The sequence below is a fragment of the Streptococcus sp. K0074 genome, assembly GCF_048843365.1.
Lineage (GTDB): Bacteria > Bacillota > Bacilli > Lactobacillales > Streptococcaceae > Streptococcus > Streptococcus mitis_BM.
Genome location: NZ_CP184836.1, coordinates 517,289 through 532,049 on the forward strand (window position 1 = coordinate 517,289; position 14,761 = coordinate 532,049).

A 14,761-nucleotide genomic window follows, 5' to 3' on the forward strand; every position below is an offset into this window, starting at 1 on the left:
ATTGTATAGATCCCTAATTTGAATTTTCACTAAATATAATAGGAATCAGAAAAAATAATCAATGTTTGTGAGATGGTTGTTAGGTGAGTCGGCTGAAAAAACTCGTGAGATAAACAATAGTGCTAGACATGAAACAGCTAGTGATACTGTTTTTTAATGACTAGCTGGAAAGCGGGTATGTAATCAGAAGGTGCAAGATTGGACAATGTAAGTAGTACCGGTTGTGAAACGAATAAGATATAGATAAGGACAGGAAAGGAACCAAAGAAGGAGAAAGAAAACGGAATGGTTTAGAGATAGTGTGGAGTGAAAGACTATCTTTAGTGGACTTGTTGATTTAAAAGGAATATATAGAACGAAATAGTAAATCCTGTCTATCCTATTGAGAAACTGGCATTCAGTATACATGAATATTTTTACAAGTTTAAAGTTTAATAATACAATTATTCTTTAGGAGCTTACTAATGGGTTATAGTAAGCAAAAACCTATATATTATCGGCTTTAAAAAGGAAGTAAGAAGATTCTGAATCATTTATTTTATTGAATATATGTTTTTTTATTGACAAAAGACATAAAAACGTATACAATAATATAACGTAAAGAAGAAAATAGGAGAAGAACATGGCTAAGTCAAACTTTGAAAAAGTAGAATCAGTTGTTGGCTGGGTTCGTGATAAGAAAATCACAGGCTACCGTATCTCTAAAGAAACGAATGCGCGTGAAATGTCTATCATTGCTCTAGCGCAGGGTCGTGCAAAAGTAAAAAATATTTCATTTGAAACAGCTCTAGGTTTAATTGATTTCTATGAAAAAAATCATGAAAAATTTGAAGATTAATCTTTGGATAATGGCGGATTCTTGAATAGGGTCTGCCTTTTCATTTTGATACTCAATGAAAATCAAAGAGCAAACTAGGAAGCTAGCCGCAGGCTGCTCAAAACACTGTTTTGAGGTTGCAGATAGAGCTGACGTGGTTTGAAGAGATTTTCGAAGAGTATGAGGACAGCAAAAAGACTGCACGATTGATGCAGCCTTTTCTTTTTATTTGAGATAGCGTTGAAGGAACTCTTTTGTACGGTCTTCTTTAGGATTGGTGAAGAGGTCTTCTGGTTTGCCTTCTTCAGCAATCACACCTTTATCCATAAAGATAACACGGTGAGAGACATCACGGGCAAATTCCATTTCATGGGTTACGACAATCATAGTCAAGCCTTCTTGAGCCAGATCCTGCATGATTTTGAGGACTTCTCCAACCATTTCTGGATCGAGAGCTGATGTTGGTTCATCAAAGAGAATGGCGTCCGGATTCATGGAGAGGGCACGAGCGATGGCCACACGTTGTTTTTGACCACCTGAGAGTTGTTTTGGTTTGGCTTGCCAGTAGCGTTCTCCCATGCCGACCTTTTCCAGGTTTTCTTTGGCAATCTTTTCAGCTTCTGTACGTTCGCGTTTAAGGACAGTTGTCTGAGCGACAATTGTGTTTTCAAGCACGTTGAGATTTTCAAAGAGGTTAAAGGATTGGAAAACCATTCCCAACTTTTCACGGTATTGCGTGAGGTCATAGCCTTTTTCGAGGACGTTTTGTCCATGATAAAGGATTTGTCCATCAGTTGGCGTTTCAAGTAGGTTAATGGAGCGTAGGAAGGTCGATTTCCCGCTTCCAGAGCTTCCGATGATAGAGATGACCTCTCCCTTGTGGACAGTCAGAGAAATGTCTTTTAGCACTTCGTTTTGTCCATAGGATTTTTTGAGGTGTTTAATTTCAAGGATTGCTTGTGTCATTATTTCAAATCCTCCGTTTGCATTTGGTTAGCACCTGTAGTATAGGTATCCATGTCCATTCGGCGTTCAATGAAGCGTAGGATACGTGTTACGGTGAAGGTGAGGACAAAGTAAATCACGGCGATGATTGTAAATGTCTGGAAGTATTGATAGGTTTGCGTCGCCACGGTATTTCCTGAGAAATAAAGTTCGACAACAGAGATAACGTTCAATACAGATGTATCTTTGATATTGATGACAAATTCATTACCCGTTGCTGGTAGGATGTTACGAACTACCTGAGGGAGGACAATCTTACGCATGGTTTGATTATGAGTCATGCCAAGAGCAGTCGCGGCTTCAAATTGTCCTTTGTCAACTGCTAGGATACCACCACGAACGATTTCAGTCATGTAGGCTCCGGTGTTGATTGAAACGATGAAGATAGCAGCCAGTGTACGATCAAGGTTGATACCGAAAGCTTGGGCAGTTCCATAGTAGATAACCATCGATTGAACGATCATTGGCGTACCACGGAAAATTTCAATGTAGACATTGAGAATCCAGCCGACTAGTTTTTGTAGGCCATAAATGGCTTTATTCTCAGATAGAGGAGCAGTACGGAAGACACCAATGGCAAGGCCGATAATGAGACCTATGATGGTTCCGACGATAGAGATTAAAAGAGTGATACCAGCACCACGCAAGAGTTGTTGCCAGTTTTCAGAAAGAATTTTAGCGACTTGGCTAAAGAAACTACTGCTAGTCTCTTCAGTTGTTGTAGCTTCGGCAGGCTGTTCCTTGATCATACGATCCATCAAGGCAACTTGGTCATCTTTCGAAATGGTTTCAATGCTGGCATTGATTTGGCTAATACGATTGTCATCTTTACGAAGTCCAATGGCAATAGCTGTATCTTCTTCTCCAGTTTTGAAACCTGGTTCTACTTGAACCATCTTGAACTTAGAGTTGGCAGCTTCAGCAGTCAGTGCTTCTGGGCGTTCAGAAACATAAGCATCGATGACACCAGCCTCAAGAGCTTGGCGCATTTGAGCGAAGTCTCCCATGGCAGTTTCTTTTTTAGCACCTGGGATTTGTGCAATCAAGTCGTAGAGGTAGACCCCTTGTTGAGAAGTGATTTTCGCACCGTTAAAGTCATCCAAAGATTTTGCATTTGCGTAGGCAGAATCTTTTTTGACTAGTAGGACAGGTTCGCTAGTGTAGTAACTACTTGAAAAGGCAATTTCTTGTTTGCGTTCTGCAGTTGGACTCATACCTGCGATAATCATGTCAATCTTACCAGAAGTAAGGGCAGGGACTAGACCTTCCCACTTTGTTTTAACAACCAAAGGTTCTTTACCTAAGTCCTTAGCGATTTTCTTGGCGATTTGAACATCGTATCCGTTAGCATACTGGTTAGTCCCATCGATTTTGACAGCTCCATTGCTATCATCATCCTGAGTCCAGTTAAAGGGAGCATATGCTGCTTCCATCCCGATGCGTAAATATTCATCGGCTTGGGCAACATTGACAAGTCCCAGCATCAGCAAGAGACTTGTGAAAATAGATAAGTATATTTTTCTCATGATTTCTCCTATTTCTAATCTATTAAAAAATAACTGTCTCCTATTTTATCGAAAAAAACTCTATTTTTCAATATAGGTAAGCCCTTACTTGAGAAAAAATGATATAATGATAGCAAAGATAAAAAGGGGGCTTAGATGATGAAAAAAACTTTTTTCTTACTGGTGTTAGGCTTGTTTTGCCTTCTGCCACTCTCTGTTTTTGCCATTGATTTCAAGATAAACTCTTATCAAGGGGATTTGTATATTCATGCAGACAATACGGCAGAATTTAGACAGAAGATAGTTTACCAGTTTGAGGAAGATTTTAAGGGGCAAATCGTGGGACTTGGACGTGCTGGCAAGATGCCTAGTGGATTTGACATTGATCCTCGTCCAAAGGTTCAGGCTGCGAAAAATGGTGCTGAACTAGCAGACGTTACTAGCGAAGTGATAGAAGGAGCAGATGGTTATACTGTTAAAGTTTATAATCCAGGTCAGGAAGGTGACACAGTTGAAGTTGACCTCGTCTGGAACTTAAAGAATTTGCTTTTCCTATATGATGATATCGCTGAATTAAATTGGCAACCTTTAACGGATAGTTCAGGGACTATTGGAAAGTTTGAATTTCATGTAAGGGGAGACAAGGGGGCTGAAAAACTCTTTTTCCATACAGGGAAACTCTTTAGAGAGGGAACGGTTGAAAAGAGTAACCTTGATTATACTATCCGTTTAGACAATCTTCCGGCTAAGCGTGGAGTTGAGTTGCATGCCTATTGGCCTCGGACCGATTTTGCTAATGCTACGGATCAGGGATTGAAAGGGAATCGTTTAGAAGAGTTTAATAAGATAGAAGACTCGATTGTTAAAGAAAAAGAGCAAAGTAAACAACTCGTTACTTGGGTCTTTCCTTCGATACTTTCTATCTCCTTGTTATTGAGTGTTTGCTTCTATTTCATCTATAGAAGAAAGACCACTCCTTCAGTCAAATATGCCAAAAATCATCGTCTCTATGAACCACCAATGGAATTAGAGCCTATGGTTTTATCAGAGGCAGTTTATTCGACCTCCTTGGAGGAAGTGAGTCCTCTAACAAAAGGAGCAGGTAAATTTACCTTTGACCAACTTATTCAAGCTACCTTGTTAGATGTGATAGACCGTGGGAATGTCTCTATCATTTCAGAAGGAGATGCAGTTGGTTTGAGGCTGGTCAAAGAAGATGGTTTGTCAAGCTTTGAGAAAGACTGTCTAAATCTGGCTTTTTCAGGCAAAAAAGAAGAAACTCTTTCCAATTTGTTTGCGGATTACAAGGTATCTGATAGTCTTTATCGTGGAGCCAAAGTTGCTGATGAAAAACGGATTCAAGCAAGAGGGCTTCAACTCAAATCTTCTTTTGAAGAAGTATTGAAAGAGATGCAAGAAGGAGTGAGAAAACGAGTTTCCTTCTGGGGGCTTCCGGATTATTATCGTCCTTTAACTGGTGGGGAAAAGGCCTTGCAAGTGGGTATGGGGGTCTTGACTATCTTGCCCCTATTTATCGGATTTGGTTTGTTCTTGTACAGTTTGGATGTTTATGGCTATCTTTACATCCCCTTGCCAATACTTGGTTTTCTAGGTTTGGTTTTGGCTGTTTTCTATTATTGGAAGCTTCGACTAGATAATCGTGATGGTGTTCTGAATGAAGCAGGAGCAGAAGTCTACTATCTCTGGACCAGTTTTGAAAATATGTTGCGTGAGATTGCACGATTGGATCAGGCTGAACTGGAAAGTATTGTGGTTTGGAATCGCCTCTTGGTCTATGCGACCTTATTTGGCTATGCGGACAAGGTCAGCCATTTGATGAAGGTTCATCAGATTCAAGTGGAAAATCCAGATATCAATCTTTATGTAGCTTATGGCTGGCATAGTATGTTTTATCATTCAAGCGCGCAAATGAGCCATTATGCCAGCGTTGCAAATACAGCAAGTACCTACTCTGTATCTTCTGGAAGTGGAAGTTCTGGCGGTGGCTTCTCTGGAGGCGGAGGTGGTGGAAGTATCGGTGCCTTTTAAAGAGAACTGCCATAGACTGAAAAAATATGCTATAATGGAAGATAGAAAAAGGAGTAATCTATGTATCTTATTGAAATTTTAAAATCTATCTTCTTCGGGATTGTTGAAGGAATTACGGAATGGTTGCCGATTTCCAGTACAGGTCACTTGATTTTAGCAGAGGAGTTTATCCAATACCAAAATCAGAATGAAGCCTTTATGTCCATGTTTAATGTTGTGATTCAGCTTGGTGCGATTTTAGCGGTTATGGTCATTTACTTTAACAAGCTCAATCCTTTCAAACCGACTAAGGACAAGCAGGAAGTTCGTAAGACTTGGAGACTGTGGTTAAAGGTCTTGGTTGCCACTTTGCCTTTACTTGCCGTCTTTAAATTTGATGATTGGTTTGATACTCACTTCCATAATATGGTTTCAGTTGCTCTCATGTTGATTATCTACGGGATTGCCTTTATCTATTTGGAAAAGCGCAATAAAGCGCGTGCTATCGAGCCAAGTGTAACAGAGTTAGACAAGCTTCCTTATACGACAGCTTTCTATATCGGACTCTTCCAAGTTCTTGCCCTTTTACCAGGGACTAGCCGTTCTGGAGCAACGATTGTCGGTGGTTTGTTAAATGGAACCAGTCGTTCTGTTGTGACAGAATTTACCTTCTATCTTGGAATTCCAGTTATGTTTGGAGCTAGTGCATTAAAGATTTTCAAATTTATAAAAGCAGGACAACTCTTGAACTTTGGGCAATTGTTCTTGCTCTTGGTTGCGATGGGAGTCGCTTTTGCGGTCAGCATGGTGGCTATTCGTTTCTTGACCAGTTATGTGAAAAAACACGACTTTACCCTTTTTGGTAAATACCGCATCGTGCTTGGTAGTATCTTATTGCTTTATAGCTTTGTCCGTTTATTTGTATAAGAAAAGCCTTGAAGAGTCAGCTCTTCAAGGTTTTAAAATCCAGTCAGGGTAATCCCCAACAGGCGGACCCCTCTTTCTTTCTCGCTTAATTCTTCATAGAGTTGCAGGGCTATTTGGCTTATCTGGCTAGCATCCTGTGTTTTTTGAGCAAGACTTTTTCGTTTAGTAAGAGTTGAAAAGTCCTCGTAGCGGATTTTTAAAATGACAATTTTTCCGGCTTTTTCTTGTTGATGTAGATTGAGAGCGACTCTTTCTGATAGGAGAGTCAGCTCTTTTTTGATGTCTTCCTCAGCACGGAGAATCTTCCCATAGGTTTTCTCCTTACCGATTGACTTACGGATGCGATTGGATTTGACTGGGGAATTGTGGATGCCACGAGCCTTTCGATAAAGGTCATAACCCAGTCTACCAAAACGGTCTATCAGAGTCACTTCAGGAACTTCAAGTAGGTCAGCGCCAGTAAAAATACCCATTTGATGCAGACGTTCTACCGTCTTTTTTCCTACTCCATGAAACTTGGAAATATCCATTTGTTTGAGAAAATCCTCAGCTTGGTCAGGTAAAATCACTGTCAAACCATGTGGTTTTTGATAATCACTGGCCATTTTAGCTAAGAATTTGTTGTAAGAAACGCCAGCAGAAGCAGTTAGATGGAGTTCTTGCCAGATATCTTTTTGAATGAGGCGAGCGATTTTGACCGCTGATTTGATACCGAGTTTATTTTCTGTTACATCCAAATAGGCTTCGTCAATGCTCATAGGTTCTATTAAATCTGTATAGCGCTTAAAAATAGTTCGAATTTGGAGTCCCACAGCTTTATATTTTTCATAATTTCCTGAGATAAAGACGGCCTGGGGACAACGTTCATAGGCTTCTTTAGAACTCATAGCAGAATGGACACCAAAAGCTCGCGCCTCATAGCTACAAGTAGAAACGACACCACGTCCACCTGTTTGCCGAGGGTCGCTTCCGATAATGACAGGTTTTCCTCTGAGTTTAGGATTATCCCTGATTTCTACCGCAGCAAAAAAGGCATCCATGTCAATATGGATGATTTTTCTTGACAGATCATTTAACAAAGGAAAAATCAACATGCCTAGCACCTTTTTTACAGCTTATTTTCTTTTATTATACCCTTTTTTCTGAAAAAAGGAAAAAAGGGTATATTTTTTTCAAAAATATAATACAGTTTAGGGCAAAATATAGACTGTTTTAGAAAAGAAAGTGTAAAAATAGGGATTCTCCACTTGTTGAAAACGATTACTGTGTGGTATACTTGTCTCATGAATGTAACAGATGGTTGTTACTAGAAAGAAAAAAGAGGACATTAACATGGTTGTTAAGACAGTTGTTGAAGCACAAGATATTTTTGACAAAGCTTGGGAAGGCTTCAAAGGCGTAGATTGGAAAGAAAAAGCAAGTGTATCACGCTTCGTACAAGCTAACTACACACCTTATGATGGAGACGAAAGCTTCCTTGCAGGACCAACAGAACGTTCACTTCACATCAAAAAAATTGTAGAAGAAACTAAGGCTCACTACGAAGAAACTCGTTTCCCAATGGACACTCGTCCAACATCTATCGCTGATATCCCAGCAGGATTTATCGATAAAGAAAACGAAGTTATCTTTGGTATCCAAAATGACGAACTCTTCAAATTGAACTTCATGCCAAAAGGTGGTATCCGTATGGCTGAAACTACTTTGAAAGAAAATGGATACGAACCAGACCCAGCTGTTCACGAAATCTTCACTAAATACGTAACAACAGTTAACGACGGTATCTTCCGCGCTTACACTTCAAACATTCGTCGCGCTCGTCACGCTCACACTGTAACTGGTCTTCCAGACGCATACTCACGCGGACGTATCATCGGTGTTTACGCACGTCTTGCTCTTTACGGTGCAGACTACTTGATGCAAGAAAAAGTAAACGACTGGAATGCAATCGAAGAAATCGATGAAGAAACAATCCGTCTTCGTGAAGAAATCAATCTTCAATACCAAGCATTGCAACAAGTTGTTCGCTTGGGTGACCTTTACGGAGTTGACGTTCGCAAACCAGCTATGAACGTTAAAGAAGCTATCCAATGGGTTAACATCGCCTTCATGTCTGTCTGCCGTGTTATCAACGGTGCTGCTACATCCCTAGGACGTGTACCAATCGTATTGGACATCTTTGCAGAACGTGACCTTGCTCGTGGTACATTTACTGAATCAGAAATCCAAGAATTCGTTGATGATTTCGTTATGAAACTTCGTACAGTTAAATTTGCTCGTACAAAAGCTTACGACCAATTGTACTCAGGTGACCCAACATTCATCACAACTTCTATGGCTGGTATGGGTAACGACGGTCGTCACCGTGTTACTAAGATGGACTACCGTTTCTTGAACACTCTTGACAACATCGGTAACTCACCAGAACCAAACTTGACAGTTCTTTGGACTGATAAATTGCCATACAACTTCCGTCGCTACTGTATGCACATGAGCCATAAACACTCTTCTATCCAATACGAAGGTGTAACAACAATGGCTAAAGACGGATATGGTGAAATGAGCTGTATCTCATGCTGTGTGTCTCCGCTTGACCCAGAAAATGAAGAACAACGCCACAACATCCAGTACTTCGGTGCGCGTGTAAACGTATTGAAAGCCCTTCTTACTGGTTTGAACGGTGGTTACGACGATGTTCACAAAGACTACAAAGTATTTGACATCGAACCAATCCGTGACGAAGTTCTTGAATTTGAATCAGTTAAAGAAAACTTTGAAAAATCTCTTGACTGGTTGACTGATACTTACGTAGATGCTTTGAATATCATCCACTACATGACTGATAAGTACAACTACGAAGCTGTTCAAATGGCCTTCTTGCCAACTAAACAACGTGCAAACATGGGATTCGGTATCTGTGGATTTGCTAACACTGTTGATACATTGTCAGCTATCAAATACGCTACAGTTAAACCAATCCGTGACGAAAATGGCTACATCTACGATTACGAAACAATCGGTGAATACCCACGTTGGGGTGAAGATGACCCACGTTCAAACGAATTGGCAGAATGGTTGATCGAAGCTTACACAACTCGTCTACGTAGCCACAAACTTTACAAAGACGCAGAAGCTACTGTATCACTATTGACAATCACATCTAACGTTGCTTACTCTAAACAAACTGGTAACTCACCAGTCCACAAAGGTGTATACCTCAACGAAGATGGTTCTGTGAACTTGTCTAAACTTGAATTCTTCTCACCAGGTGCTAACCCATCAAATAAAGCTAAAGGTGGATGGTTGCAAAACTTAAACTCACTTTCTAGCCTTGACTTTAGCTATGCAGCTGATGGTATCTCATTGACTACTCAAGTTTCACCTCGCGCTCTTGGTAAGACTCGTGACGAACAAGTTGATAACTTGGTAACAATCCTTGATGGTTACTTTGAAAACGGTGGACAACACGTTAACTTGAACGTTATGGACTTGAACGATGTTTACGAAAAGATCATGTCAGGTGAAGACGTTATCGTACGTATCTCTGGATACTGTGTAAACACTAAATACCTCACTCCAGAACAAAAAACTGAATTGACACAACGTGTCTTCCACGAAGTTCTTTCAATGGATGATGCCTTGGATGCGTTGAGCTAATCAAGTTCTTGAATAATGAAATAAGGAACCCTCGGTCAGTCGACTGAGGGTTGTTTTTTGGGATCTTAAATTCCTTAATACTCTTCGAAAATCTCTTCAAACCACGTCAGCTTTATCTGCAACCTCAAAGCACTGCTTTGAGGTTGTAGATAAGACTGACGAAGTCAGTTACATATTTCTACGGCAAGGCGAAGCTGACGTGGTTTGAAGAGATTTTCGAAGAGTATGAAAATAAAAACACCACACTTTGTTAGATACAAGGTGTGGTTGTATTTTATCTCTTAGACCAAGTTCTCTTCATAAAGAGAAGTAGGATTGGATAAATCTCCAAGCGCCCTGCAATCATTGCAAAGGAGAGGAGAATTTTTGAGATAGGACTAAAGATTGCAAAGCTAGAAGTGGTTCCTAGAATAGGTCCTATATTATTGAAACAGCTAAAGACAGCACTGGTTACAACCAGAAAATCATTGCTATCTAGGCTGACAATAAAGATAAGCGCTAGCAAAATCATAGAATAGATGACAAAGTACTTGAGAATCTTATGCTGGGTATCTTTGTCAATCACCGTTTTATTAACATGGAGGGTCAAAACACGGTGGGGAGATAGGATTGACAAAATCTGATTTTTAGCAATTTTTGAAAGGATGAGGCCTCGAATAACCTTGAGTCCACCTGCGGTTGAACCAGCAGAACCACCGATTCCCATGAGGAAGAGGAGGATAAACTGGGAGAAGAGGGGCCAGTTGGTAATGTCTCCGTAACCAAAACCAGTCGTTGTAATGATATTGGAAACCTGGAAGAAGGCCATTTCAAAGCTCTTGGAAAATCCTGGGTAGAGATAGAGGGTATTGAGGCTAATCAAGCCTGTAGAAACCATCACGATGACCAAGTAAGCCCGAAGTTCTTCATCTCCAAAGAAGGCCTTGACGCGACGGAGCATAAGGTAGTAGTAGAGATTGAAATTTACCCCAAAAACCAAAACTCCTATACTAACCAGATAGGTAATCAGTGAGCTACCATAGTGGGCGATTCCATCGTTATAGACGGTAAAGCCTCCTGTACCTGCTGTCCCCATGGCAATGACAAAACTATCAAATAGGGGCATGCCAGCTAGATAATAGATGATGACAAAGAGGGAGAAGAGAGCTAGATAAAGGAGATAGAGAATCTGGGCAGTGTTTTTTAGTTTGGATACTACTTTACCAAAAACAGGGCCAGGAACCTCAGCCTTCATCACTTCTAGGTGACTATTCTTGGCATTGTCCATAATAGCAAGTGCAAAAACAAGCACTCCCATCCCTCCAATCAAGTGGGTAAAACTGCGCCAGAAGAGGAGGGAACGACTGAGAACCGAAACGTCGTTCAGAATAGTTGCTCCAGTAGTTGTAAAGCCAGAACTGATTTCAAAAAAGGCATCGATAACGCTGGGAATTTGTCTAGCAAAGACAAAGGGGAGACCGCCAAAGAAAGACCAAAGGATCCAACAGAGGGCAACAATCAAGACTCCCTCCTTGGCATAAATCCGTTGATTTTTTGGTTTTTGTAAAATTCCTGAACCGCCTAGTAATACGAGAATTCCAATTGTTGTAAAGAGAGCTGTAAAGACTTGGCTCGATTCGTGGTAATAGACAGCGATAGCCACAGGAACCAAGAGGAGAACAGCTTCAATCAAAAGTAACTTTGAAAGGAGGTAACGAATCATACTTTTATTCATCTCTTACCTCGCGATCAAGTCATAAATCTTGGTGATGTTTGGCAACAAAGTTGTTACTAGGAGCTTGTCTCCAACTTCCAACATATCCTCCCCAGTTGGGAAAATAGTCTTGCCCTTTCGAATGATAGCTGCAATAAGAACCCCTTTTTTCAATTTCAGTTGAGAAAGAGGTTTGGCAGTCATCTTATTAGCTTCCTTGATATGGAATTGCAGGGTTTCGATTTGGCCATTGGCTAGATGGTGCATGGCTTGAAGGTCTGAATACTGGGCATTAACCCGACCACGAATAAAGTGCATAATCGTGTCTACGGCAATGCTTTTAGGTGTGATGATACTTGAAAAATCAGGCGCATTGATGATCTCGAGGAGACTGGTACGATTGACCTTGGTAATATTTTTCTGTACACCTACCCTGTCAAGGAACATAGAAGTAATCAGATTTTCCTCATCGACTCCTGTTAGAGTCGCAACGGCATCATAGTTTTGAGCACTTTCTTCCAGCAGGATATCTTTTGCGGTACCATCTCCTTGAACGATGTAGAGATTTGGGAATTTCTCGCTAAAGAAGCTGGCGATTTCAGGATTGATTTCAATAACCTTGGTATCGATACGACTGTCTTTGAGGATACCTAGTAGATAATAGGCAATTCTACCAGCTCCAACAATAAGAAGACTCTTCACGGCACGAGATTTAAAATAATTATGGAAGAGCATCATATCAACACGGTTACCAGTGACAAAGATTCTATCTTTATCCTGTACAGTCATGTCACCACTTGGAATGATAATTTGATGATCTCTTTCTATCGCACATACAATGACATTGCCAAATTTTTTACGAAAATCAGAAATGGGCATTTGGCAAAGACCGCTGGAAGATTTAACAGTGAATTCCATCAAGCTGACCCTTCCTCCAAAAAAACGTTCGACAGAGAGGGCGTTGGGAAAGTCAATGATATTCGCGATAGCGCGGGCAGCCAAGAGCTCAGGGTTGACGATAAGAGAAAAACCGAGAATATTCTTTTCTTTGAAATAAGAGTTAGAGTATTCAGGATTCCGCACCCGAACGATGGTCTCTTTAGCTCCCATTTTTTTGGCTAGAACGGCTGCAATCATGTTCACTTCATCGTATTCAGTCAGGGCGATAAAGATATCACAATCCTGGACACTGGCTTGCTCAAGGATGGTAAAATCGGCCCCGTTACCAAGGATACCCATGATATCAAAGCGATTAACAATATGATTGAGAACAGCTTCGTCTTGCTCAATCAGCAAAACATCATGCTTTTCTGCAACCAAGGAGCGACAGAGGGCAGAACCAACTTTTCCCCCTCCGACAAGGATAATTTTCATAATAAAACCTACTTTTTCATGATGTAACTATCATACCTTTTTTCAAGAAAAAATGCACCTACTAGCTAATCACCAGAGTTTTTAGTAGGAAATTTGCTATAAGGTAAAACTATACCCTAATCAATTGAAATAGCTATTAGCACCTTTCTCTGAAATATGGTATGATAAAGGATATACAAGGAGATAAAATGAATAATAATTTACTGGTATTACAATCAGACTTTGGTCTGGTTGATGGTGCGGTATCGGCTATGATTGGAGTGGCTTTAGAAGAGTCTCCAACCTTAAAAATTCATCATTTGACGCACGATATCACGCCTTATAATATTTTTGAGGGGAGCTATCGTCTCTTTCAGACGGTGGATTACTGGCCTGAGGGAACGACGTTTGTATCGGTTGTCGATCCAGGTGTCGGCTCGAAACGTAAGAGTGTAGTTGCCAAGACTGCAAAAAATCAATACATTGTCACACCAGATAATGGGACGCTTTCTTTTATCAAGAAACACGTTGGTATTGTAGCCATTCGTGAAATTTCTGAAGTGGCCAATAGACGCCAAAATACAGAGCATTCTTATACCTTCCACGGTCGTGATGTCTATGCCTATACTGGTGCTAAACTGGCCAGTGGTCATATTAGTTTTGAGGAAGTGGGGCCAGAGCTCAGTGTAGATCAGATTGTGGAGCTTCCAGTCGTAGAGACCATCATTGAAGATCATCTGGTGAAGGGAGCTATTGATATTCTGGATGTGCGTTTTGGTTCGCTTTGGACCTCTATCACGCGAGAAGAATTTTACAAGTTGGAACCAGAGTTTGGTGACCGTTTTGAAGTGACCATCTATCATGCAGATATGCTGGTCTATCAAAATCAGGTTGTCTATGGCAAATCATTTGCAGATGTGAGAATTGGGCAACCCATCCTCTACATCAACTCCCTCTATCGTTTAGGTCTGGCTATCAACCAAGGTTCCTTTGCCAAGGCCTATAATGTGGGTGTCGGTTCATCTTGGACCATTGAAATAAAGAAAATAGAAGGATAAAATAGGAGAATAAATAGTATGGAAATCAAATTTACAATTAAACAAGTTGTTGCTGTCGGAATTGGCGCTGCCCTCTTTGTCGTCATCGGGATGATCAACATTCCGACCCCTGTTCCAAATACAAGCATCCAGCTTCAGTATGCGGTACAAGCGCTACTTTCTATTATTTTTGGACCGATTATCGGTTTGCTTGTCGGGTTGATTGGTCATGCAATCAAGGACTCTCTTGCTGGTTACGGTCTGTGGTGGACTTGGATTATCGCTAGTGGGCTCTTTGGTCTAGCTGTGGGGCTATTTAGAAAGTACGTTCGCGTAATCAATGGTGTCTTTGACTGGAAAGATATTCTTATTTTTAACCTCATTCAACTACTTGCAAATGCCCTTGTTTGGGGTGTCTTAGCACCACTTGGAGATGTTGTGATTTATCAAGAAGCTGCAGAAAAAGTATTTGCCCAAGGGATTGTTGCGGGAATTGCTAATGGTGTATCTGTAGCTATTGCAGGAACTCTTCTCTTGCTTGCCTATGCAGGAACTCAAACTCGTGCAGGAAGTTTGAAAAAGGACTAAAATGATGGGGAAGGCTGGGCAACCAGTCTTTTTCGATGTTTATAGATTAGTTAGGCAAGTAAGCTAGGATAGGAATCTTTTGGGCGCTAAGATTTTAAGAGAAGAGACTGCAAGAAGGGTTCGATTTATGATAAAATAGAAGTCTAATACT

Annotated in this window: 11 protein-coding genes; 6 read left to right on the forward strand and 5 right to left on the reverse strand. The window is 40.7% G+C overall.

Annotated features, from left to right (window positions below; genetic code table 11):
• Positions 1 to 622 precede the first annotated feature (622 nt).
• Complete coding sequence (locus tag ACN076_RS02655; protein WP_001130036.1) at positions 623 to 838, forward strand: hypothetical protein; 216 nt, start codon at positions 623 to 625, stop codon at positions 836 to 838.
• 204 nt (positions 839 to 1,042) lie between these two features.
• Here the strand turns inward: ACN076_RS02655 and ACN076_RS02660 are convergent, their stop codons facing one another.
• Both ACN076_RS02660 and ACN076_RS02665 read right to left on the reverse strand, forming a co-directional pair.
• Positions 1,043 to 1,783 (reverse strand): amino acid ABC transporter ATP-binding protein, encoded by a 741-nt coding sequence (locus tag ACN076_RS02660; protein WP_000189477.1) that lies wholly within the window; start codon positions 1,781 to 1,783, stop codon positions 1,043 to 1,045.
• Positions 1,783 to 3,348 (reverse strand): ABC transporter substrate-binding protein/permease, encoded by a 1,566-nt coding sequence (locus ACN076_RS02665; RefSeq protein ID WP_173276297.1) that lies wholly within the window; start codon positions 3,346 to 3,348, stop codon positions 1,783 to 1,785. The genes ACN076_RS02660 and ACN076_RS02665 overlap by 1 nt, the downstream gene beginning before the upstream one ends.
• Before the next feature lie 138 nt (positions 3,349 to 3,486).
• Between ACN076_RS02665 and ACN076_RS02670 the strand changes: the two genes are divergently transcribed.
• Both ACN076_RS02670 and ACN076_RS02675 read left to right on the forward strand, forming a co-directional pair.
• Positions 3,487 to 5,376, forward strand: coding sequence for a DUF2207 family protein (locus tag ACN076_RS02670; RefSeq protein WP_420790241.1), 1,890 nt, complete (start codon positions 3,487 to 3,489; stop codon positions 5,374 to 5,376).
• A 60-nt stretch (positions 5,377 to 5,436) separates the two neighbouring features.
• Positions 5,437 to 6,282: an undecaprenyl-diphosphate phosphatase gene (locus tag ACN076_RS02675; protein WP_420790077.1), complete on the forward strand. Its 846-nt coding sequence runs from the start codon at positions 5,437 to 5,439 to the stop codon at positions 6,280 to 6,282.
• A gap of 32 nt (positions 6,283 to 6,314) precedes the next feature.
• Here ACN076_RS02675 and dinB read toward each other — a convergent pair whose 3' ends face one another.
• Positions 6,315 to 7,376: a DNA polymerase IV gene (dinB, locus tag ACN076_RS02680; RefSeq protein ID WP_077804350.1), complete on the reverse strand. Its 1,062-nt coding sequence runs from the start codon at positions 7,374 to 7,376 to the stop codon at positions 6,315 to 6,317.
• Positions 7,377 to 7,614: 238 nt separating this feature from the next.
• Here dinB and pflB point away from each other — a divergent pair, with 238 nt between their 5' ends.
• A complete protein-coding gene (gene pflB / locus ACN076_RS02685) occupies positions 7,615 to 9,939 on the forward strand; it encodes a formate C-acetyltransferase (RefSeq protein WP_020901544.1) in 2,325 nt (774 codons plus the stop codon).
• A 274-nt stretch (positions 9,940 to 10,213) separates the two neighbouring features.
• On the opposite strand, the gene ACN076_RS02690 is transcribed toward pflB, so the two are convergent.
• Together ACN076_RS02690 and trkA are read right to left on the reverse strand one after the other, a co-directional pair.
• Positions 10,214 to 11,653 carry a TrkH family potassium uptake protein gene (locus tag ACN076_RS02690; protein WP_101785461.1) on the reverse strand — a complete coding sequence of 480 codons (1,440 nt, stop codon included), beginning with the start codon at positions 11,651 to 11,653 and terminating at the stop codon, positions 10,214 to 10,216.
• A 3-nt stretch (positions 11,654 to 11,656) separates the two neighbouring features.
• Positions 11,657 to 13,006 (reverse strand): Trk system potassium transporter TrkA, encoded by a 1,350-nt coding sequence (trkA, locus tag ACN076_RS02695; protein WP_042750050.1) that lies wholly within the window; start codon positions 13,004 to 13,006, stop codon positions 11,657 to 11,659.
• Positions 13,007 to 13,194: 188 nt separating this feature from the next.
• On the opposite strand from trkA, the gene ACN076_RS02700 reads away from it, so the two are divergent.
• Positions 13,195 to 14,043, forward strand: a complete 849-nt coding sequence (locus tag ACN076_RS02700; protein ID WP_261014657.1) for an SAM hydrolase/SAM-dependent halogenase family protein — start codon at positions 13,195 to 13,197, stop codon at positions 14,041 to 14,043.
• An 18-nt stretch (positions 14,044 to 14,061) separates the two neighbouring features.
• Entirely contained in the window at positions 14,062 to 14,610 is a 549-nt protein-coding gene (locus ACN076_RS02705) for an ECF-type riboflavin transporter substrate-binding protein (RefSeq protein ID WP_000403160.1), read from the forward strand.
• Positions 14,611 to 14,761: the final 151 nt, after the last annotated feature.

Bases quoted from the DNA above. Each gene is read 5' to 3' on its own strand.
- ACN076_RS02655 (WP_001130036.1), top strand. From the start codon at position 623: ATGGCTAAGTCAAACTTTGAAAAAGTAGAATCAGTTGTTGGCTGGGTT.
- ACN076_RS02660 (WP_000189477.1), bottom strand. From the start codon at position 1,783: ATGACACAAGCAATCCTTGAAATTAAACACCTCAAAAAATCCTATGGA.
- ACN076_RS02665 (WP_173276297.1), bottom strand. From the start codon at position 3,348: ATGAGAAAAATATACTTATCTATTTTCACAAGTCTCTTGCTGATGCTG.
- ACN076_RS02670 (WP_420790241.1), top strand. From the start codon at position 3,487: ATGAAAAAAACTTTTTTCTTACTGGTGTTAGGCTTGTTTTGCCTTCTG.
- ACN076_RS02675 (WP_420790077.1), top strand. From the start codon at position 5,437: ATGTATCTTATTGAAATTTTAAAATCTATCTTCTTCGGGATTGTTGAA.
- dinB (WP_077804350.1), bottom strand. From the start codon at position 7,376: ATGTTGATTTTTCCTTTGTTAAATGATCTGTCAAGAAAAATCATCCAT.
- pflB (WP_020901544.1), top strand. From the start codon at position 7,615: ATGGTTGTTAAGACAGTTGTTGAAGCACAAGATATTTTTGACAAAGCT.
- ACN076_RS02690 (WP_101785461.1), bottom strand. From the start codon at position 11,653: ATGAATAAAAGTATGATTCGTTACCTCCTTTCAAAGTTACTTTTGATT.
- trkA (WP_042750050.1), bottom strand. From the start codon at position 13,006: ATGAAAATTATCCTTGTCGGAGGGGGAAAAGTTGGTTCTGCCCTCTGT.
- ACN076_RS02700 (WP_261014657.1), top strand. From the start codon at position 13,195: ATGAATAATAATTTACTGGTATTACAATCAGACTTTGGTCTGGTTGAT.
- ACN076_RS02705 (WP_000403160.1), top strand. From the start codon at position 14,062: ATGGAAATCAAATTTACAATTAAACAAGTTGTTGCTGTCGGAATTGGC.